The 20053-nt window shown below is 73.4% G+C and carries 20 protein-coding genes and 1 pseudogene; 4 read left to right on the top strand and 17 right to left on the bottom strand.

Going from position 1 to position 20053, the window contains the following annotated elements; genetic code table 11:
- Window positions 1-11 precede the first annotated feature (11 nt).
- Genes ACQ95T_RS11715 through ACQ95T_RS11725 form a run of 3 tightly spaced genes read left to right on the top strand, consistent with a single transcriptional unit; the run spans window position 12 to window position 2747 of the window.
- Window positions 12-662 (top strand): TIGR03085 family metal-binding protein, encoded by a 651-nt coding sequence (locus ACQ95T_RS11715; protein WP_431472953.1) that lies wholly within the window; start codon window positions 12-14, stop codon window positions 660-662.
- A 4-nt stretch (window positions 663-666) separates the two neighbouring features.
- A complete protein-coding gene (locus tag ACQ95T_RS11720) occupies window positions 667-1500 on the top strand; it encodes a hypothetical protein (protein WP_425943628.1) in 834 nt (277 codons plus the stop codon).
- Window positions 1497-2747, top strand: coding sequence for an FUSC family protein (locus ACQ95T_RS11725; protein ID WP_425943630.1), 1251 nt, complete (start codon window positions 1497-1499; stop codon window positions 2745-2747). The genes ACQ95T_RS11720 and ACQ95T_RS11725 overlap by 4 nt, the downstream gene beginning before the upstream one ends.
- A 30-nt stretch (window positions 2748-2777) precedes the next feature.
- Here ACQ95T_RS11725 and ACQ95T_RS11730 read toward each other — a convergent pair whose 3' ends face one another.
- The 11 genes from ACQ95T_RS11730 to ACQ95T_RS11780 form a co-directional block, all read right to left on the bottom strand.
- A complete protein-coding gene (locus ACQ95T_RS11730) occupies window positions 2778-3260 on the bottom strand; it encodes a PH domain-containing protein (protein ID WP_425943632.1) in 483 nt (160 codons plus the stop codon).
- Window positions 3257-3985, bottom strand: a complete 729-nt coding sequence (gene pnuC / locus ACQ95T_RS11735) for a nicotinamide riboside transporter PnuC (protein ID WP_425943634.1) — start codon at window positions 3983-3985, stop codon at window positions 3257-3259. The genes ACQ95T_RS11730 and pnuC overlap by 4 nt, the downstream gene beginning before the upstream one ends.
- A 72-nt stretch (window positions 3986-4057) precedes the next feature.
- Window positions 4058-4729, bottom strand: coding sequence for a ribulose-phosphate 3-epimerase (gene rpe, locus ACQ95T_RS11740; RefSeq protein ID WP_425943636.1), 672 nt, complete (start codon window positions 4727-4729; stop codon window positions 4058-4060).
- A gap of 151 nt (window positions 4730-4880) precedes the next feature.
- Window positions 4881-6344: an RsmB/NOP family class I SAM-dependent RNA methyltransferase gene (locus tag ACQ95T_RS11745; RefSeq protein ID WP_425943637.1), complete on the bottom strand. Its 1464-nt coding sequence runs from the start codon at window positions 6342-6344 to the stop codon at window positions 4881-4883.
- Window positions 6341-7276 (bottom strand): methionyl-tRNA formyltransferase, encoded by a 936-nt coding sequence (gene fmt, locus ACQ95T_RS11750; protein WP_425943639.1) that lies wholly within the window; start codon window positions 7274-7276, stop codon window positions 6341-6343. The genes ACQ95T_RS11745 and fmt overlap by 4 nt, the downstream gene beginning before the upstream one ends.
- A 31-nt stretch (window positions 7277-7307) precedes the next feature.
- On the bottom strand, window positions 7308-9110 hold the full coding sequence (locus tag ACQ95T_RS11755) for an ABC transporter ATP-binding protein (RefSeq protein WP_425943641.1): 1803 nt from the start codon (window positions 9108-9110) through the stop codon (window positions 7308-7310).
- Window positions 9110-10222: an ABC transporter permease gene (locus tag ACQ95T_RS11760; protein WP_425943643.1), complete on the bottom strand. Its 1113-nt coding sequence runs from the start codon at window positions 10220-10222 to the stop codon at window positions 9110-9112. The genes ACQ95T_RS11755 and ACQ95T_RS11760 overlap by 1 nt, the downstream gene beginning before the upstream one ends.
- 67 nt (window positions 10223-10289) lie before the next feature.
- Window positions 10290-11822, bottom strand: a complete 1533-nt coding sequence (locus tag ACQ95T_RS11765; protein WP_425943645.1) for an ABC transporter permease — start codon at window positions 11820-11822, stop codon at window positions 10290-10292.
- Between the two features lie 225 nt (window positions 11823-12047).
- Window positions 12048-13028: an ABC transporter substrate-binding protein gene (locus ACQ95T_RS11770; RefSeq protein WP_431473827.1), complete on the bottom strand. Its 981-nt coding sequence runs from the start codon at window positions 13026-13028 to the stop codon at window positions 12048-12050.
- A complete protein-coding gene (locus tag ACQ95T_RS11775; protein ID WP_431472954.1) occupies window positions 12913-13917 on the bottom strand; it encodes a hypothetical protein in 1005 nt (334 codons plus the stop codon). The genes ACQ95T_RS11770 and ACQ95T_RS11775 overlap by 116 nt, the downstream gene beginning before the upstream one ends.
- Window positions 13918-14105: 188 nt before the next feature.
- Complete coding sequence (locus tag ACQ95T_RS11780; protein WP_431473915.1) at window positions 14106-15083, bottom strand: hypothetical protein; 978 nt, start codon at window positions 15081-15083, stop codon at window positions 14106-14108.
- A gap of 335 nt (window positions 15084-15418) precedes the next feature.
- On the opposite strand from ACQ95T_RS11780, the gene ACQ95T_RS11785 reads away from it, so the two are divergent.
- Complete coding sequence (locus tag ACQ95T_RS11785; RefSeq protein WP_431473916.1) at window positions 15419-15661, top strand: hypothetical protein; 243 nt, start codon at window positions 15419-15421, stop codon at window positions 15659-15661.
- A 206-nt stretch (window positions 15662-15867) separates the two neighbouring features.
- Here the strand turns inward: ACQ95T_RS11785 and ACQ95T_RS11790 are convergent.
- From ACQ95T_RS11790 to mihF, 6 genes and pseudogenes are all read right to left on the bottom strand, one after another.
- A pseudogene (locus tag ACQ95T_RS11790) lies at window positions 15868-16221 on the bottom strand (primosome assembly protein PriA); the annotation flags it as partial.
- Between the two features lie 29 nt (window positions 16222-16250).
- Window positions 16251-17465 carry a methionine adenosyltransferase gene (metK, locus tag ACQ95T_RS11795; RefSeq protein ID WP_425943651.1) on the bottom strand — a complete coding sequence of 405 codons (1215 nt, stop codon included), beginning with the start codon at window positions 17463-17465 and terminating at the stop codon, window positions 16251-16253.
- Between the two features lie 74 nt (window positions 17466-17539).
- Complete coding sequence (coaBC, locus tag ACQ95T_RS11800; RefSeq protein ID WP_425943653.1) at window positions 17540-18814, bottom strand: bifunctional phosphopantothenoylcysteine decarboxylase/phosphopantothenate--cysteine ligase CoaBC; 1275 nt, start codon at window positions 18812-18814, stop codon at window positions 17540-17542.
- Window positions 18815-18828: 14 nt separating this feature from the next.
- Window positions 18829-19092 (bottom strand): DNA-directed RNA polymerase subunit omega, encoded by a 264-nt coding sequence (gene rpoZ / locus ACQ95T_RS11805; RefSeq protein ID WP_425943655.1) that lies wholly within the window; start codon window positions 19090-19092, stop codon window positions 18829-18831.
- Window positions 19093-19096: 4 nt separating this feature from the next.
- On the bottom strand, window positions 19097-19708 hold the full coding sequence (gmk, locus tag ACQ95T_RS11810; protein ID WP_425943736.1) for a guanylate kinase: 612 nt from the start codon (window positions 19706-19708) through the stop codon (window positions 19097-19099).
- Complete coding sequence (gene mihF / locus ACQ95T_RS11815) at window positions 19708-20025, bottom strand: integration host factor, actinobacterial type (protein ID WP_425943657.1); 318 nt, start codon at window positions 20023-20025, stop codon at window positions 19708-19710. The genes gmk and mihF overlap by 1 nt, the downstream gene beginning before the upstream one ends.
- Window positions 20026-20053 lie beyond the last annotated feature (28 nt).

Genomic DNA, 20053 nt, shown 5'->3' on the forward strand with positions numbered 1-20053 from the left:
GGGATGGGGGTATGACGTCGACCCCCCTGTTGCGCGACCTGATCGCCTCCACCGCCCTGGACCTGGGAGCCGAGGCCGCCACGCTGTGCGACCCCTGGCGGGTGCGCGACCTGCTGGCCCACCTGGTCGTCCGGGAGTCGCGCCCGGACGTCCTGCCGGGCATCGGGCTCGGCCTGGCCCCGCTCCAGCGGCACACCGAGAAGGTCCAGGACCGCACGGCGGAGGAGCACGACCTGGCCGGGCTGGCCGAGGCCGTGCGCCGCGGACCCGCCCGCTGGTGGCCCACGTCGGTCCCCGCGGTGGACGACCTGGTCAACGTCGCCGAGCTCGCCGTCCACCTGGAGGACATGGTGCGGGCTCGACCCGGGTGGGAGCCCACTCCCCTGCCGGCGCAGGTGCAGAGGTCCCTGTGGACCTCGCTGCGCCGCTCCGGCCGGATGCTCTACGGCCGGGCACCGGTGGGCGTCGTCGTCGCGGTCGCCGACGGTTTCGGCCGGGCCTCCCTTCGCCGGCCTCCGGGAGACGCCGGTTCGGTCGTCCTGCGCGGGACGCCGCTGGAGCTGACCCTGCACGCGTTCGGCCGGACGGACGTCGCCCGCGTCGAGACCGAGGGCGCGGAGCCGGACCTGGCGGCGCTGGACCGGCACCGCCGGTCGGTCTGAGCCGATGGCCGACCGCGCGGCCGCCACGGCACCGACGTGGTGGCCGGGACTTCTCGAGCGCGTCGAGGACCGTGCCCGGCACGGCCGGACGGGGGCGGGCGCGCAGGGGCGGCCGGGGGCGGACGCGCAGGGGCGGCCGGGGGCGGACGCGCAGGGGCGGCCGGGGGCGGACGCTCCGGTGCTCGTCGGCGTGGACGGTCGCAGCGGCGCCGGCAAGACCGACCTCGCGGCCGCGGCCGCCCAGCTGCTGGACCGCTCCGGTCACGCGGCGCGGGTCGTGCACCTCGAGGACCTGTACCCCGGGTGGTCGGGCCTGGCCGCGGCCCTCCCCCGGCTCTGCGAGGAGGTGGTGGCCCCGCTCCTGGGAGGCGGGGCGGGCCGGTACCGCTCGTGGGACTGGCACGCCGACCGGCCCGGTCCGTGGGTGGACGTGCCGCCGGAGCCCGTCGTCGTCGTGGAGGGCGTGGGGGTGCTGGCCAGCCCCTGTGCCGACGGGTTCGCGGTCCGACTGTGGCTGGAGGCCCCGGCCCGCGTGCGCCGGGTCCGTGCCCTGACGCGCGACGGGGAGATGTTCGCGCCGCACTGGCGGCACTGGGCCGAGCAGGAGGACCGGGTGCTGGGCACCCGTCCTCCCGCGGACGGCGTCGTGGACACCGTGACCGGCCGGACCCGGTGGTCGACGCAGAGCCCGGTCGTCGGGCCGGGGGCGCACGGCGGCGGGCGACCGGGGGGTGGGCGACCGGGGGGTGGGCGACCGGGGGGCGGGCGACCGGGGGGCGGGCGACCGGGCACGGACGTCAGCGGGAGCACGACCCCCTGCGACAGACTGGGCCCATGAGCACGGGCCGCGGGCAGCTGAGCCGGTACTCGCACGAGGGCTGGGACCGCCTGCGGCTGGAGGTCTCGCCGCGCTCGTTCCGGGAGCGGCTCACGCGGCTGCGCTCGCGTGCCTGGCTGATCGCCCAGATCGCCCTCGGGGCCGCGGTCGCCTGGTGGATCGCGCGGCACCTCGTGGGGCACACCCTCCCGTTCTTCGCCCCGGTCACCGCGATGATCTGCCTGGGCCTGACCTACGGCGACCGCGTCCGCCGCATCGTCGAGCTGACGGTCGGGGTGGCGATCGGCATCCTCACCGCCGACCTGTTCGTGCAGTGGTTCGGGTCCGGCACCTGGCAGATCCTCCTGGTCGCCGGGACGGCGATGTCCTTGGCGGTGCTGCTCGGTGCCGGGCAGCTGCTCATGATGCAGGCCGGGATCCAGGGCGTGCTGGTGACCACCCTGGTCGCCCCCGAGGGCGCCGCCCTCAGCCGGTGGGTCGACGCCGTGGTCGGCGGCGGCGTGGCCCTGGTCGTGGCGATGCTGGCCCCCACCCGGTCGACCACCCAGCGTCCCCGCGAGCGCGCCGTCGCGGCCGTGGGTCACCTGGCGGCGGTGCTCACCGACACCACCCAGGCGCTGCGGACCCGGGACGTGGAGCGGGCCAAGGGGGCGCTGTCCACGGCCCGGGGGCTCTCGGACGAGATCGACGCCCTGCGCGACGCGACCGCCGAGGCGCTCGCCGCGGCACGCCTGGCCCCTCTGCTCTCCGGGGTTCACCGGGTGCAGGTCGAGCAGATCCAGTCGATGATCGGCCCGCTCGGGCTCGCGGTCCGCAACGTCCGGGTGCTGGCTCGCCGGGCCGTCGCCGCCGTCGAGGACGCGGAGTTCGTCCCCCCGACCTACACCGACATGGTGGAGGCGTTGGCCCAGGCCGCCGCGACCGTGCAGGAGCAGCTGCTCCACGAGGCGCCGCTGGAGGAGGTCCGCGAGGACCTCATCACCCTGGCGCGGCGCTCCACGTGGAGCCATCCGCAGGCGGGACTCTCCGCCGAGGTCATGCGTGCCCAGGTGCGCTCCACCGTCGTGGACCTGCTGGTGCTCTCCGGGATGGAACCGGCCGAGGCCCGCCGGCGGGTCCCGGCGACCCGCGAGGAGTACGACCCGGGCCACGTCGACGAGCGCACGGACGAGGAGCGTCGGGCCGAGAAGCCTCCGGCCGGGGAGCATCCGGCCGAGGACGACGAGGGGCGGCCGGGACACCGCTGAGAGGCCCCGGAACCGTCGCCCGGGGAAGGATCAGCCGGCGTCCACCCCGCCGGCCGTGCGGTGGTGGTGCTCCACCAGGGCCGCGAGCCGGGACGCCTCCCGCCGGGCGTGCTCCCCGTCGGCCCGCTGGATGGCCATCACGGCCAGCTCCTCGGTGTCGGCGAGCTCCAGGACGGCCCAGGACGCACCCCCGGAGAACCCGACCCGCACGATCTGGGCCCACTCCAGCTCGGTGGTCGAGAAGAGGTTGACCACCCGCAGACCGCGCGGCCCCGGCTCGGCCCGCAGCACGGCATACCTCCACAGGAAGGCGGCCATGACGACACCGATGAGGGCGACCGCCACCCGGTTGAGGACCGTGAGGGAGGGGTCCGAGCCCAGCGGCATCGGGGAGAAGACCGCCACGAGGCCGAAGGTGAGGAGGGAGGCCACGGCGGAGATCCGGGCCACCCACGCCCCGCGGACGGGACGGAAGGTGGCGTACGGGTCGCGCCGCTCGGCCGGTGTGGTCACCCCACCAGGGTACGTCCGTCCTGCGCCAGGGTGGGGCCTGCGCCGGTGGGCGCCTCCACCCGCGCGGCCCTCCTCCAGACGACGAAGCCCCACAGCACGAAGGCGCCGTAGACGACGAAGAGCACGGCCGAGGGGTAGTAGCCCGAGTGCCACAGGAGGGGCACGCCCACCAGGTCCACGGCGATCCACACCAGCCAGAAGTCGACCCACCCGCGGGCCATCGCGTAGGTGGCCAGCATCGAGCCGACGAAGATCCAGGCGTCGGTCCAGTAGTACCACCGTGGCGCCGGCCAGCCGGCCCCGACCTGGGCGAAGACCCACTGGGCCAGGACGACGAGCACCGCGGCACCGACCAGGTATGCCGTGCGCTCGCTCGCCGTGGCCCACCGGGGGGTGATCGCGGGGGCTCCCCTGGCCCGCCCCCGGCGGGAGCGGTTCCAGGCCCACCAGCCGTAGAGGCTGGTGAGGATGAAGAAGGCCTGGCGCGCCGCCTGCCCGAAGAGGCTGTGCTCCTGGGGGTTGGCGAACCAGACGCCCATGAAGACGGTGAAGAGCAGGGCGTTGCCGACGATGCCGACCGGCCACGCCCAGACCGTGCGGCGCATCCCGAGGACGGCCGATGCCAGGCCGAAGACGTTGCCGACCACCTCGCGCCAGGCGATGGTGTGGCCGGCGACGGTCAGCTGGGCGTTGAAGAGGTCGTTCCAGACGTCCACGACGGGCATCCCTTCGGGGCGGAACGGGGGGCGGGGGACGTCGGGAGCCCTCGCTCCCCCAGTCTACGGCGCGCGGCAGCGTCAGCCGTGGGCGTGCCGCTGGGCCAGCTCCCGCAGCTCGGCGATCCGGCCCGGCACGTCGTCGGCGCCGTAGACGGCCGAGCCAGCGACGAGCACGTCGGCACCGGCCTCGACGCACCGGCCGAGGGTGTCCTCGGAGACCCCGCCGTCGACCTGGACCCAGATCTGCGCACCGCGACGTCGCACGGCCTCCCGCACCGCCCGCACCTTGGGCAGCTGGTCGTCCATGAACGACTGCCCGCCGAACCCCGGCTCGACCGTCATGACCAGCACCATGTCGACCTCGTCGAGGAGGTCCTCGTACGGCTGGAAAGGGGTGCCCGGCTTGACCGCGAACGCGGGGCGGGCGCCCGCGGCACGGATCGCGCGCGCCGTCGCCACCGGGTCCGCGGCCGCCTCGACGTGGAAGGTCACCGATCCCGCTCCCGCCTCGGCGTACCCGGGGGCCCACCGGTCCGGATCCTCGATCATCAGGTGGCAGTCGAGCGGCAGGGGGCTCACCCGGGCCAGTGCCTCCACGACCGGGAGCCCGAGGGTGAGGTTGGGCACGAAGTGGTTGTCCATGACGTCCACGTGCGCCCAGTCCGCCGTCCCGATGCGCCGCAGCTCGGACTCGAGGTTGGCGAAGTCGGCGGCCAGGATGGAGGGGCTGATCTGCAGGGGCGCGGGCATGGCGCACACCCTAGTGGGAGGGTCACCGGGAGGGAGGCGCACCCTCGTCGCCGGGGCACCCCCGTGGGCCGGCACGTGCTCCGGGCGGCACGTGCTCCGGGCGGCACGCGCTCCGGCCGACCGGCGACCGGGCGCGACCGGCAGCCCTCGCTCAGCGGCGGCGCAGAAGTGCCACGAACATGCCGTCGGTGCCGTGCCGGTGCGGCCACAGCTGCGCCCAGAGCTCATCGGGCCGGCCGACGCCCGCGACCGGACGGCCATCCCGGTCGCGCAGGTGCGGCCGGACGTCGACCAGCTCCGCGTCCTGGCCGGCGCGGCCCTTGAGCACGTCTCGCACGACCAGGTGCGTCTCGGCCAGGTGCGGGGAACAGGTGGCGTAGGCCACGAGTCCTCCCGACCGGGTCGCCTCCAGCGCGGAGTCCAGGAGGGCACGCTGCAGCGGGGCCAGGGCCGGGATGTCCCGGGGGCTGCGTCGCCACCGCGCCTCCGGGCGTCGGCGCAGCGCGCCCAGGCCGGTGCAGGGAGCGTCCACCAGGACCCGGTCGTAGCGGCCCGGCTCGTGGGACCCGACGTCGCGGCCGTCCTCGACGGTCACCTCGACCCGGGCCCCTGCCTCCACCACCGACCGCAGGGTCTGCCGGACCAGCTCGGCCCGGTGGGGGCTGATCTCGTTGGCGCGCAGGTGGGCACCGCGCCCGTGGGCCAGGGCGGCGAGAAGCCCCGCCTTGCCCCCCGGCCCGGCGCACAGGTCGAGCCACCGGGCGTCGGGCCCCTCGATCGGCGCGTCCGCGAGGGCCAGGGTCAGCAGCTGGGACCCGGCGTCCTGCACCGCGACGCGGCCGTCACGGACGGCGGCCAGGGCGCCGGGGTCGCCCGAGGGCAGCGTCCAGGCCGTGCGCGCCGTGGGTGAGGGGTGCGCCCCCGCCTCCCGGAGCTCCTCGTCCTCGACCAGACCCGGACGGGCCGCCAGGGACAGGGACCCGGCGACGTTCTGCGCGGCGAGGAGGGCCACGAGCTCCTCGTCGGTCCCGGTGTTGGCCAGCAGCGACGCCCGGAGGGCCCGCACGATCCACGCCGGGTGGGAGTGCTCCACGGCCAGCCGCGCGGTCTCGTCCGGCTCCTCGGTGGTGACCGTGTCGATCCAGGCGCTCCGGTCGCGCTCCACGACCCGGCGCAGGACGGCGTTGACGAACCCGGCCGCGCCCTGACCGACGTGCTGCCGGGCCAGCGCGACCGTGGCGCTCACCCCCGCGTGGTCCGGCACCCGCATGCCCAGCAGCTGGTGGATCCCCAGCCGCAGCACGTCGAGGACCGCAGGGTCGATCGCCGAGGTCGGACGGGAGGCCGCCTGCGCCGCGACTGCGTCGTAGAGGCCCTGCATCCGCAGCGTGCCGTAGGCCAGCTCGGTGGCGAACGCGGCGTCCCGGCCGCGCAGCCCGGCCGCTGTCAGGATGCGGGGCAGCTCGAGGTTGGCGTAGGCGTCCTGGGTCGCGACGGCGCGCAGCAGCGAGTAGGCGGCCTCCCGGGCCGGGTCGGCACGGCGCTGCCTCTGGGCGGGCGTCCGGGCCGACCGCCGGCGCGGTCCCCTGCGCCCGGGAGGGGTCAGGTCAGTCATTCCAGGCGCTCCCCCGGCCGGGGCCGCACTCCCCGGGCCCAGTCCTGGGCCGGCATGGGTCGCCGGCCCTGGGGCTGCACCTCGCCGAGACGCACCGCACCGCCGGCGGTCCCCACGACCACCTCGGTACGTCCTGCCAGGAGCTCGCCCGCCCCCAGGTCCTCCGGTGCGTCCGAGGCAGCGAGCGGTTCGACCGGCCCGACCCGCAGCCGCTCGCCCCGCCACGTGGTCCAGGCACCGGGGGCCGGCGTGCACGCGCGGACCCGCCGGTCGACCGCGAAGGCGGGCAGGCTCCAGTGGATCCTGGCGTCCTCGGTGGTGAGCTTGGGGGCCAGGCTGACGCCGTCGGACGTCTGGGGCTCGGGGACCAGCTCGCCCCGCTCCAGCCCGTCCACGGTGGCCACCACCAGCTGCGCTCCGCCGACGGCCAGTCGCGCGAGCAGGTCGCCGCTGGTGTCCCGCGGTCGCACCCGCTCCGTCATCCGCCCCAGGACGGGGCCGGTGTCCAGGCCCTCCTCCAGGACGAAGGTCACCGCCCCGGTGATCTCGTCCCCCGCCAGCACGGCGTGCTGCACGGGCGCGGCCCCCCGCCACCGGGGCAGCAGGGAGAAGTGCAGGTTCACCCAGCCGAGGCGCGGCAGGTCCAGCAGCTCCGGCGGCACCAGGGCGCCGTAGGCCACGACGACTGCCACCTCCGGGTCCCATGCGCGCAGCTGCTCGGCGACCCCCTCCTCCCGCAGCCGGTACGGGGCCAGGACGGGGACGCCGGCGGCCTCGGCGGTGGTGCGGACGGGGGACGTGCGGGTGCGGCGCCCCCGGCCCGCGCGGGCGTCCGGGCGGGTGAGGCAGCCGACCACCTCGTGCTCGGAGGCGAGCAGGGCGTCGAGGGCGGGCACCGCGACGTCCGGCGTCCCGGCGAAGACCACCCTCACCGGGACGCGCCGTCCGCCCGTGACCGACGGCTCAGAGCCGGTCCTTCTCGTCGGAGATCGTGGCCCGGAACTCCTGCGCGTCGTCCAGGCGCAGCTCGACGACCTCCTCGCCCTGCTCGCGCAGCAGCTGGTGGCGCTCCCGCCGCCGGCGGGCCTGCTCGATGGGATCGGGGACCGGGGCGGCGGCGATCAGACGCTGGGTGTACTCCTCCTGCGGGTTCTCCATGATCTGCGCCCGCGGTCCGGCCTCGACGACCTTGCCGTTCTGGAGCACGACCACCTGGTGGGCCAGCAGGTCCACCACGGCCAGGTCGTGGCTGATGAAGAGGCATGCAAAGCCGAACTGCTCCTGCAGCTCGGCGAAGATCTTCAGCACCCGCGCCTGCACCGAGACGTCCAGCGCCGAGGTGGGCTCGTCGGCGACGAGCAGCTCGGGGTCCAGGGTCAGGGCACGGGCCACGCAGATCCGTTGGCGTTGACCGCCCGAGACCTCGTGCGGGTAGCGGTTGTAGACCTCGCGGGGCAGCTGCACCGCGTCGAGCAGCTCATAGACCTTGTCCTGCCGGCTCCTGCGGTCGCCGACCCCGTGGACGACCAGCGGCTCGGCGATGCACTCACCGATCGGCAGCCGCGGGTTCAGCGAGGCGGCCGGGTCCTGGAAGACGACCCCGATGCGCTTGCGCAGCGCCTTCAGGTCGCGTTTGTTCATCGAGGTGATGTCCTCGCCGAGCAGGCTGAACTCCCCCGAGGCCGCCGGGATGAGGCCGAGCGCGCACCGTCCGATGGTGGACTTGCCCGACCCGGACTCCCCCACCAGGCCCACGATCTCGCCCTTGCGCACCCTGAAGCTCACGTCGTCCACGGCGCGGAACGGGGGCTTGCCCATCCGCTGGTACTCGATGACGAGGTTGCGCAGCTCGATCGACAGCGGCGCGTCGTGGTCGACCTCCTCGCGCACGCTGATGCCCATCTGGCCACGGCCGGCCCCCATCTTGGGGACCGAGCCCAGGAGCATCTTGGTGTACTCGTGCTGCGGGTGCAGCAGCACCTCCTCCACCGTCCCGCGCTCGACGATCTCACCCTTGAACATCACCGCGACGCGGTCCGCCATGTCCGCGACCACCCCCATGTTGTGGGTGATCAGGAGGATGCCGGTGTTCAGCTTGTCCTTCAGCGAGCGGAGCAGGTCGAGGATGTCCGCCTGCACCGTGACGTCCAGGGCGGTCGTCGGCTCGTCGGCGATGATGACCTTGGGGTCGCAGCTGATCGCGATGGCGATGACCACGCGCTGACGCTGGCCGCCGGAGAGCTCGTGCGGGTACTTCTTCATCTGCTTGTCCGGCTCGGGGATGCCGACCATCTCGAGCAGCTCGATCGAGCGGTCCACGGCGGCCTGCCCGCGGGCCACGTGGTGCAGCTCCATCGACTCCACCATCTGGGTACCGATGGTCAGGACGGGGTTGAGCGCGGTCATCGGCTCCTGGAAGACCATGGCCACGTCGTTGCCGCGCAGCCGTCGCATGTTGCGGTCCGAGAGCTGGCCCACGTCCTTGCCGGCGACCTGGACGGCCCCGCCGATGGTGGCGTTGGACGGGAGCAGCCGCATGGCCGTCATGGACGTGACGGACTTGCCGGAGCCGGACTCGCCCACGAGGGCGACCACCTCGCCGGGTCGCACCCGCAGGTCCACCCCCTTGACGGCGTGCACGCTGCCGAACTCGGTCTTGAACCGGACGTCGACGTCGTCGAAGCTCATGACGACCTCGTCGCCCTCGCCCGGGGTGCCCGACCCGGTGAAGACCTGGTCGCCGTAGTCGTCGGTCGCGGTCGTCATCAGTCGGCGGTCCTGTTCTGACGGGGGTCGAAGGCGTCGCGCAGGCCGTCACCGAGGAAGTTCACGGACAGCGCGATCGCCAGGATGATCATGCCGGGCCACCAGAAGAGCCACGGCCGGGTCTGGAAGCTGTTCTGGTAGGTGGAGATGAGCAGCCCCAGCGAGGTGTCGGGCGGGCGCACCCCCCAGCCGAGGAACGACAGCGCCGACTCCAGCAGGATGGCGGCCGCGATGGCCAGGGTGGCGCTGACGATGATCGTGCCGATGGTGTTGGGCAGGATGTGCTTGAAGATGATCCGGCCCGAGCTGGTGCCGATGGCCTCCGCCGCGGTGACGAACTCCCGCTCGCGCAGGGACAGGACCTCGCCGCGCACGAGGCGCGCCAGGCCGGTCCAGGTCAGGACGCTGAGCAGGAACGCCAGGGGCCAGATGCCACCCCCGGCCATCTTGCCGAAGACCGCGGCCATGACCAGCAGCGGGATGACGATGAAGAGGTCGGTGACCCGCATGAGGATCGCCTCGACCCAGCCGCGGTAGTAGCCGGCGAGCGCTCCCACGAGGGTGCCGATGATCGTGGACAGGATGCCGACCGTGAAGGCGATGATGAGCGAGCGCTGGGTCCCGCGCATGGTCAGGGCGAAGTAGTCCTTGCCGGCGTTGTCCTGGCCGAAGGGGTACTCCCCGACCTCGAACGGCCAGAGCTTGAGGGTGGGTCGGCCCATGTTCTCCACCAGGGCACCCTCCCAGAAGTTCTTGTTCCACCAGCCCGGGATCAGGCCGTAGCCGATCGAGGTGAAGGCGAAGACCGTGATGCCCAGGAGCGCCACGAGGGAGACCATGGCGCCGCGGTGCCGGAAGAAGCGCCGACGCACCAGCTGGCCCTGGGAGTAGGACTTCTCGGAGAGGTCGATCCGCTTCTCGACCGAGTAGATCTCCGGGTCCCCGTCGGCACCGGTGCCGTCGGTGACCTCGTCGTTGACGTCGGGGTCCTGGGGGGCGGCCTTGTCCTGCGGTGCCGGGACGGGCGAGAGACCCTCGCGTCCGCTGCCGGGGACCTCGGGGCGGTCCTGCTCGGGCCGGTCCCCTCCGCTGGTCGGGGGCTTGTCGTTCATCGGTCGTTCCTTCGCATGGTCGTGGCCGGTCGGGGCGTCGTCCGGGGGCGGCGCGTCACGGTGCCGGTCACCGTCGGATCCGCGGGTCGAGGAAGGCGTAGGCGATGTCCGCCAGCATGTTCATCAGCACGGCCGCGCCACCGGCGACCAGGTAGTAGGCCATGACCGGCCCCGGGTCCACGGTGTTCAGGCCGTCCCGGAAGATCGCGCCGAGCCCCTTCCAGCCGAAGATGGTCTCGGTGATGACCGCGCCGCCCAGCAGGCCGGCGAAGTCGAAGGCCACGATCGTGGTGATCGGGATGAGCGCGTTGCGCAGCGCGTGCTTGGTGTAGACCACGCGGTCGGACAGACCCTTGGACCGGGCGGTGCGGATGTAGTCCTGGTTGATGGTCTCCAGCATGGAGGCGCGGGTGTAGCGGCTGTAGCCGGCGATGGAGATCAGGGTCAGCACGATCGTCGGCAGGATGAGCTGGACCCCCCAGTTGTAGATCTCGATCCAGAAGTTCCCGTCCAGCCTCTCCGAGGGGACCCGGGCGTCGCCGATCGTCGCGATGGGCCGTCCCTGGGGCGCCACCTCGAGGAAGCCGGCCCAGTTGCGCAGCAGCTCGTCCATGAAGACCAGGAACCCGAAGGCCAGTGCGGTGCCGATGTTGACGACCATCGAGACCTTCTTCTCGAAGCCGCCGAAGAACCAGCCGATCAGGGCCCCCACCGCCACGGCGACCAGCGCCAGCAGGACGATGCTGCCCCAGGAGGGGTCCTGCAGCAGAGGCTGGATGACGAAGTAGCTGACCACTCCGACGGCCAGGGTCCCCAGCCCGGCGTAGAGGATCCGCCGGTGCTGCAGTCCCACCGTGAGGACCAGGAAGAAGGCCAGGGCGGCCAGGCCGCCGAGGATGATGAGGGGCAGTCCCAGCGCGGGCTGGCGCCACCACCCGATCCGGTCGAACCAGAAGACCGCCCCGAAGACCACTGCACCGGTGACGAGGAAGGTGAGCGCCTGGCGACGGATGTCTCCGCCGAGCACCGAGGCCACGAGCAGCGCGAACACCAGGGCCACCACCCCGATGGTCACCGTCGTCAGCTGTGGATCGGCCATCCAGTTGTTGAACCGGATCGCGCCGAAGTCCTTCAGCAGCACCGCGGCCCAGAAGACCGGCAGGGAGAAGAAGAGGAAGGCCATGAAGGTGATGGCGTAGTCGAACCCGGAGTACTGCCGGATGGCCGACAGGACGCCGAGGGTGATGCCGATGACGATGGCCAGGGCGACCGAGACGATGACCAGGCGGAGGCTGGCCCCCGCCGCGCCCAGCAGCAGCGTGTTGACGTTGGCCCCGTCCCGGGTGGTGCCCAGGTCGCACTGGAGCACCAGGCACTTGCCCGCACCGGCCAGCCAGGTCAGGTAGCGCTGCCACCACGGCATGTCCAGGTTCATGTTCCGGACGCGGGCCGCGATGAGCTGGTCGCGGTTCTCGGCGCGGGTCTCCCGCAGGTCTTGCAACGGGTCTCCGGCGTTGATGGTGGCGAAGTACATCAACGCCGAACCCAGGACCAGGATCACCGCCGAGATGGCGATCCGGCGAAGGATGAACTGGAGCACGGGAAACCTTCCTGCACTGGGACCACGTCGTCGTGGCTGGGTGACGGGGGGACTCTAACCGACCCGTGGGGCGGTTGACGAAGAGGCGGGGCCGGGCGTTCGCACGCTCTGGCGCCCTGAGGGGCGGGAGGCACGCGGCGGGAGGGCTGGTGTGCCCTCCCGCCCCGTGCGTGCGGCGGACCCTACCGGGACGAGGTCCCGGACCGGACCGCTAGCGTTCGTGGATCAGCTCGCGCGGACCCACTGCTCGGCGTTCCACGACACACCCGTCTGGGTGGAGTTGTGCCGGACGTTCTCCAGCGAGGCGTCGTGACCGATGACGCCCGGGTGCGCGAAGAGCGGGATGCCGTAGAGGTCGTCCCACAGCAGCTTCTCGATCTTCTTCACCTGCTCCAGGTGGACGGCCGGGTCGTTGGACGAGGCGAGCTCGTCCCAGGCGGCGTCGACCTCTTCGTTGGAGTAGCCACCGAAGTTCTGGCCACCACCGGTGGAGTAGATCGGCTCGCCCGAGGCGACCTGGCCCGAGCCGGCCCACGCGAAGAGGGCGACCTCCCAGTCACCGGTCTCCAGCGGCCCGCCCTGCTCGAAGAAGGTCGAGTCGCCGGCGTCGACGATGTTGAAGCCGGCCTCGTCGCAGGAGGCCTTGATCGCGGTGACCTCGTCGGTGCGGCGCGGGTTGGGCGCCGAGTAGCCGATCCGGACCTCGACCGGGGTCTCGACGCCGGCCTCCTCCAGCTTGGCTGCGGCACCCTCGATGTCGACCTCGTCGTACCGGCCGTCGTAGGCGGCCGACAGGACCTCCTGGTAGTCGTCCTGGAAGGGGAACTTCTCGCGCAGGTTCATGACCTCAGCCTCGGGGTTGATCGGCTGGATCAGGTTCTGCACGATCTGCTGCCGCGGGACGCACATGGCGAACGCCTCGCGAGCGGCCAGGCCACCCTCGTCGTCGGAGAAGACCGAACCCTCGGCGAAGTTGAAGTCGAGGTGCTCCCAGGTCATCTCGTCCCCGGTCAGCGTGGTGACGGTGTCACCCATTCCCGAGAGCTGGTCCATGGTGTCCACGGTGGCCTGCGGCTCGATGACGTTGATGTCACCGTTCTGCAGGGCCTGCACGTGGGTGCCCGGGTCGGCGAACTTGAAGGTGAGGTTGGCCGTGGCCGGGGCCGGGCCGTAGAACTCCTCGTTCGGGACCAGACCCAGGGACAGGTCCTTCTCCCAGACCGAACCCTGCAGACGAGGGACTCGTCCGGGATCTCGTAGTCGTTGAAGACCCAGCCGGTGTTCCAGAACTCCGAGGCCTGCGCCACGGTCTCGCCGTCCCCGTCGAGGATGGCCTGCGCCAGGGCGTCGGGCTCCAGGCCGGCCTGCTCCGCCACGATGTGCGAGGGCAGGGCGCCACTGACGACGAGCTCCCAGTCCGGGTAGGGCTCGGGGTACACGACGGTGAACTCCTTGGAGCCCACCTCGGTCTCCAGGCCGTCCGGCACGTAGACGCCGAAGGTGTCGGACACCGGGTCGAAGCCGGGGTGTCGACGCCGCCGAGGGACTCCGGGTTGGAGGAGGCCCACTCGAGCAGGTAGTCGTTGGCCGTCACGGGGGTTCCGTCGGACCAGACCGCCTCGTCGGAGATGGTGTAGTCGATGGTCAGCGGGTCCTCGCTGGTCACCTCGTAGGAGCCGAACCACTCGTTCGGGTACACGGTGCCGTCGGTGCCCCAGTACCAGAAGCCACCGATGAGCTGGTTGTTGACGACCGCGTTGTAGGTCGAGTTCGTCGACGAGGTGTTGTCGTTGTAGGCGTTGTACTGCTCGGAGCCGGTGGAGAAGGAGATCTCGTCCTGGGCGGTCTGGACGTCGCCCAGGTCCGCCTTCGAGGTGTCCTCGTCGCCGCCGGCAGCCATGCCGCCGTCGGACGTCGCCGAGTCGTCGTCGCCGCCGGCGGTCGACTCCTCGTCGTCGGTCTCGGCATCGGTGCCGCCACCGCCCTGCTCGTTGGTCGTGCCGGTGTCCTCGGGGGTGTCCGTCTCGGACGTGCAGCCGGCCAGGGCGAGGGCTCCGGCCGCCACGACGGCCATGGTCGCGCGCCTGATCTTCAATGTTCCTCCTAGTGGGAAGCTCGGGCCGGAGCACGCGTCCCACTCTGGACGCGCGCCCGGTCAGCACCGAGCCGGGGGGTTGCGAGAGCAACATAGGCACGAGGAGGGGGCCGACGCCACACAAGTGACCGGACGGTCACTGGATCGTTACCACTTTGAGACGTGCGGCGGAGGTGCCGAGCCGGCCCTCAGCGGGGTCCTTCCACCGGGTCCAGCACCGCCCGCACCGGGTCGTCCGCCTTCCGCGCGCTCCGCACCGCCCGGACCGCGCGCACGTCCTCGGCCAGCGGCCTCCCCTGCGCCTCGCCGAGCACCGCGACCGCCTCGTCCGGACCGGTGGCCCTGACCTCTCCGAGGAGGACGTGACCTGCCTCGGCGAGCTGGGCGGCGAACGCGGCCACCCCCGCCGGTGCTCCGCGGAGCAGCACGTGCCGACGGAGCGGTGGCAGCCCGAGATCGACCCGGTCCGCCAGCTCACGGGCGGCCAGCCAGACCGGGTCCCAGCGCACCAGAGCCTCCACCGCGGGCACCTGGGCGTGCGGCGGAACCCCGCAGAGGACGACGCGGGCGGTGGACCCGCCCGCGGCCGGCCGGACCAGCGCGGCCGCGGCGGCCCAGCGGCGCAGCGCCTCCACGGCCGCGTCCAGACTGGCCCGGTCGAGCAGCTGCCACCCGTCGAGCAGCGCAGCCGCCCGGTAGCCACCGGGCGCCCACGGCTCGGCACCCGGGGTCGCCACGACGAGGGCGGGCGAGTCGTCCACGCACGCCACGACCTGGGCCCCGCCCGAGCTGACGACGCGGACCCCCGGGAAGGCCCGGCCCAGCTCCTCGGCGGTACGGCGCTCCCCCACCCCGCTGGCCCGCAGCCGTTCCGACCCGCAGGAGCGGCAGCGGGACCGGTCCGCGACGCCCAGGCCGCACCAGCGGCAGGCCGGCCCCCGGCCCGCGGTGGGGACGCCGACGGGACCCTCGCACCGCGGGCAGCGCACCGGGGTGCGGCAGTCCTGGCAGGCCAGCGCCACGACATACCCCTGCCGCGGCACCTGGACCAGCACGGGACCCGTGTCCAGGCCCGCCCGCAGGGCCTGCCACGCCAGGCTGGGGATGCGCGCCGTCCGCGCCGCCGGGTCCCGGTCCTCCTGCCGTCCCTCCCCCGCGACGACCACCGCGGGGGCGGAGGAGCGGACGGCGCGCGCGGGCGGGAGCCACGTCGGCCGCCACCCCCGCCGTGACCCAGGCCTGCAGCGGGACGCTGCGGCCGAGGCCGCCGACCAGCAGGCCGGCGCGCGCCCGGTCCGCCCGCAGTCGCAGGACCTCCCGCACGTGCGGGTAGGGGGCGCGAGGCTCCTGGTGCAGGTCGTCGCCGTCGTCCCAGCACACGAGGAGGCCGGGGTCGGCCACCGGCGCCCAGGCGGCGGCCCTCGTGCCCACGACCACCCGGGCCTGTCCCCTGAGCACTCGCAGGAAGGCGCGGTATCGGGCCTCGGGGCCGAGGTCGGCGGTGAGCGCCACGCAGTCCTCCTCCCCGACCACCGCGGCCACGGCGGTGAGCACCCGGTCGACGTCCCGACGGTCGGGCACCACGACGACCGCACCCCGCCCGCCGGCGCGGGTCGCCGCGACGGCCTGGGCCACCGCGGCCGGCCAGTCCTGCTCCGGCGGGCGGCCCGGCAGCGCAGTCCAGGCCGCGACGGGCGCCTCGCCGGACCGCAGCCGGCGCAGCAGGGCGGGACCGGCCGGGTAGGCGGACCAAGGGCCGTCCGCGACCTCGCCGGGCGCAGGTGGCTGGCCGGCTCCGGCCGGGCGCGGGTCCGCACGGGTCGGCGGGTCTCCTGCGGACAGGTCCGCAGAGGCCCCGGTTCCGCTGCGCTCCGCACGGGCGTGGCGGGGAGGAACCGCGAGCCGCAGGACGTCGGCCAGCGTGCCGCCGTAGTGGTCGGCCACCTCCCGGGCCGCCGCCAGCACGTCCTGGGTCAGCACCTGCTCGTGCCCGACGACCCGCAGCAGGGGCACGAGCCGACCGGGGTGGTCGGCCTCGGCGGACCGTCCCACGACGAACCCGTCGTGCTGCCGGCCCGCCATCCGCACCCGGACCCGCACCCCCGGCCGCACGTCGTCGTCCAGCTCGCTCGGGACGGCGTACTCGAAGATCCGGTCGAGATGGGCCAGCGGGGTGTCCACCACGACGCGCGCGACGGGGTCGTGCTCGGCGACGGCCCGGTCGCCGGCCGTGCCGGAGCGGCGACGCCGGGGCCCGCCCGCCGGGGGCGGCACCAGCGTCAGCTGCTCCTCAACCTCGCCCATCGCCTGCCCCGGGTCCTCGGTGACCGTCCTCAGACCGCCCGGCGCAGCTCCTCGACCCGACCCAGCCGCTCCCAGGTGAACGCGTCGTCCACCCCGGGGGCCTGCGTGCGCCCGAAGTGGCCGTACGCCGCGGTCGGGCGGTAGATCGGGCGCAGCAGGTCGAGCTGGTCCACGAGGGCGGCGGGCCGCAGGTCGAACACCCGGGTGACCGCCTCCTGGATCTTGTCGTCCGGCACCGTGCCGGTGCCGAAGGTCTCGACGTAGAGCCCCACCGGGTGGGCGGTCCCGATCGCGTAGGCGACCTGGATCTCGCACCGGCGGGCCAGCCCGGCGGCCACGACGTGCTTGGCGACCCAGCGCATGGCGTAGGCCGCCGAGCGGTCCACCTTGGAGGGGTCCTTCCCGGAGAAGGCCCCACCGCCGTGCCGGGCCATGCCGCCGTAGGTGTCGACGATGATCTTGCGGCCTGTCAGCCCCGCGTCGCCCATCGGTCCGCCGATCGTGAAGATCCCGGTGGGGTTGACCAGCATCCGGTAGCCGTCGGTGTGCAGGTCGATCCCGGCCTCGTGCGCCTCCTCGAGCACGGGACCGATGACGCGCTCGCGGATGTCCGGGGTCAGCTGGTCCTCCAGCGAGATGTCCCGTGCGTGCTGGGTGGAGAGGACCACGGTGTCCAGCCGGACGGCGCGGTCCCCCTCGTAGGCGATGGTGACCTGCGTCTTGCCGTCCGGGCGCAGGTAGTCCAGCTCGCCGCTCTTGCGCACCTGGCTGAGCCGCTCGGCCAGCCGGTGGGCCAGGAAGATCGGCAGGGGCATGAGCTCCGGGGTGTCCTCGCAGGCGTAGCCGAACATCAGACCCTGGTCGCCCGCCCCCTGGACGTCGTAGGGGTCGGCGCCCGCGTCGTCACGGCTGTCCATCGCCGTGTCCACCCCCACGGCGATGTCCGCGGACTGGTCCCCGATGGAGACCTCGACCCCGCAGGTGCGACCGTCGAAACCCTTGTGGGAGTTGTCGTAACCGATCTCGAGGATGGTGTCGCGCACGATCTGGGGGATGTTGGCGTAGCCGCTGGTGCGCACCTCGCCGGCCACGTGCACCAGCCCGGTGGTCACCATCGTCTCCACGGCCACCCGCGAGCCCGGGTCCTGACGGAGCAGCTCGTCCAGGATGCCGTCGCTGATCTGGTCGCAGATCTTGTCCGGATGCCCCTCGGTGACGGACTCGGACGTGAACAGGCGGGCCATCGACTCTCCTCGCGTTGCGCAGCGGCTGCTGACGGACCCGCGCAGTCTACGGTCCGCGACCGACGGTCGGCGGGCTACGTCCCCAGGAGCGCGGCCACCTCGTCCCACACCGCCACCGCGACGCGGTCCTTGCCGGTCGGCCCGACGGTGCGCACGTCCTCGACGTCGGGACGGAGCAGGTGGACGGTGGTGGTGTCCTGACCGAAGGTCACCCCGGGACCGACCTCGTTGGCCACGAGCAGGTCGCAGCCCTTGCGCCCGAGCTTGTCCCGGGCGTGCTCCAGCACGCTTCCCTGGTCGTCACCGGTCTCGGCCGCGAAGCCGACGAGGACCGGCCGCCCGGCGTCCCCCCGGTCGGCGACCAGGCCGGCCAGCACGTCGGGGTTGCGCACGAGCTCGACCACGGGAGCCTCCGCCGCGTCGACGCCGTGCTCCTTCTTGATCTTGCGGTCCGTGTAGGCGGCGGGCCGGAAGTCGGCGACCGCGGCCGCCATGACCACGACGTCAGCGTCGTCCCGCACGGCCTCTCCCACCGCGTCCTGCAGCTGCAGGGCCGTCTCGACCGCCACCACCTCGGTGCCGCCGGGGGCCGGCAGGTCGACGTTGGCCGAGACCAGGGTGACCCGTGCACCACGGCGGGCCGCCTCGGCCGCCAGGGCGTACCCCTGCTTGCCGGACGACCGGTTGCCCAGGAAGCGCACCGGGTCGAGCGGCTCGCGCGTGCCGCCGGCCGACACCACCACGTGCCGCCCGGCGAGGTGCTTGGAGCGGTCGGCGTCGGCCCCGGACTGGACGGCGGGGTCCGCGTCGTCCGTCCCGGACCACCCGTCGAGGACCCTCAGCGCGGCCGCGACGATCTCTTCCGGCTCGGGCAGCCGCCCCGGTCCGCTGTCGGTCCCGGTGAGGCGGCCCGAGGCGGGCTCGACGACGTGCACGCCGCGTCCGCGCAGGGTCGCGACGTTGTCCACCGTGGAGGCGTGGCCCCACATCTCGGTGTGCATCGCCGGGGCGAGCACGACCGGGCACCGGGCCACGAGCAGCGTCGTGGTCAGCAGGTCGTCGGCCAGGCCGTGCGCCGCTCGGGCGAGCAGGTCGGCGGTGGCGGGGGCCACGAGCACCAGGTCGGCCTCCTGGCCGAGCCGGACGTGCGCGACGCCCGGGACGTCGTCCCACACCTCGGTTGCGACGGGACGCCCGCTGAGCGCCTCCCACGTGGCGGTCCCGACGAAGCGCAGGGCCGCCCGGGTGGGGACGACCGTGACCTCGTGCCCCGCCTCGGTGAGCAGGCGCAGCACGAGGCAGGCCTTGTAGGCGGCGATCCCCCCGGAGACCCCGAGGACGACCCGCATCCGCGCTGTCCCCCTCAGCTCTCGATGGCGCCCAGGTGCAGCTTGCCCTGGTCGATCTCGTGGAGCGCGATGGACAGCGGCTTGTCGGTGGCGTCGGCCTCCACCAGGGGGCCGACGTACTCGAGGAGGCCCTCGGAGAGCTGGGAGTAGTAGGCGTTGATCTGGCGCGCGCGCTTGGCGGCGTAGATGACGAGCGCGTACTTGCTGTCGGCGCGCTCGAGGAGACTGTCGATCGGCGGGTTGGTGATGCCGTCCGGATGGGCGATGGTGCCGGTCACGTTCTCACGAATCCTTTGCTGGGGTGGGGTCGACCATCAATGATACGAGTTCCTCGGCGGCGCGGGAAACGTCGTCGTTGACGATGGTCACGTCGAACTCCTCGGCCGCCGCCAGCTCGGTGCGTGCGGTGCCGAGCCGGACCTGCCGCTCCTCGGGCGACTCCGTGCCGCGTCCGACCAGGCGCACGACGAGGTCGTCCCACGACGGCGGTGCCAGGAACACGAACAGCGCGTCGGGCATGGCCTCGCGGATCTTGCGTGCACCCTGCAGGTCGATCTCCAGCAGGGCCGGGCGTCCCTGGGCCAGGACCTGCTCCACGGGTCGGCGAGGGGTGCCGTACCGGGCCCGCCCGTGCACGAGGGCCCACTCCAGGAGCTGACCCTCCCGGGCCAGCCGGTCGAACTCCGCGTCGTCGACGAAGTAGTAGTGCTCGCCGTGCACCTCGCCGGGACGCGGCTCGCGCGTGGTGGCCGAGACGGACAGCCAGACCCCCGGATGGTGCTCGCGGACGTAGGCGGCGACGGTCCCCTTGCCGACCGCGGTCGGCCCGGCGAGGACGACGAGCCGGCGGACCGGCGGACCGGATCCCGCGTCGTCGGCCTGCTGCGCGGGGATCAGCTCTCGCCGAACCGCTCGAGCAGCTGGGCGACCTGGTTGGCACCCAGCCCGCGCACCCGACGGCTCTCGGAGATGCCGATGTCCTCCATCACCTGGCGGGCGCGCACGCGACCCACGCCCGGCAGCGACTCCAGCAGGGCCGAGACCTTCATCTTGCCGACGACGTCGTTCTCCTTGCCCTCGGTGATGACCTCCTTGAGCGAACCCTGGGCGTTCTTGAGCCGGTTCTTCACGGCCGCTCGCTCACGGCGGGCCGCCGCCGCCTTGGCGAGCGCGTCGGCTCGCTGCTCTGGCGTCAGCTGGGGAAGGGGCACGGTCCAACTCCTCCGTCTGGGTCGGTGC

Source organism: Ornithinimicrobium carbonis (assembly GCF_050703245.1).
GTDB lineage: Bacteria > Actinomycetota > Actinomycetes > Actinomycetales > Dermatophilaceae > Ornithinicoccus.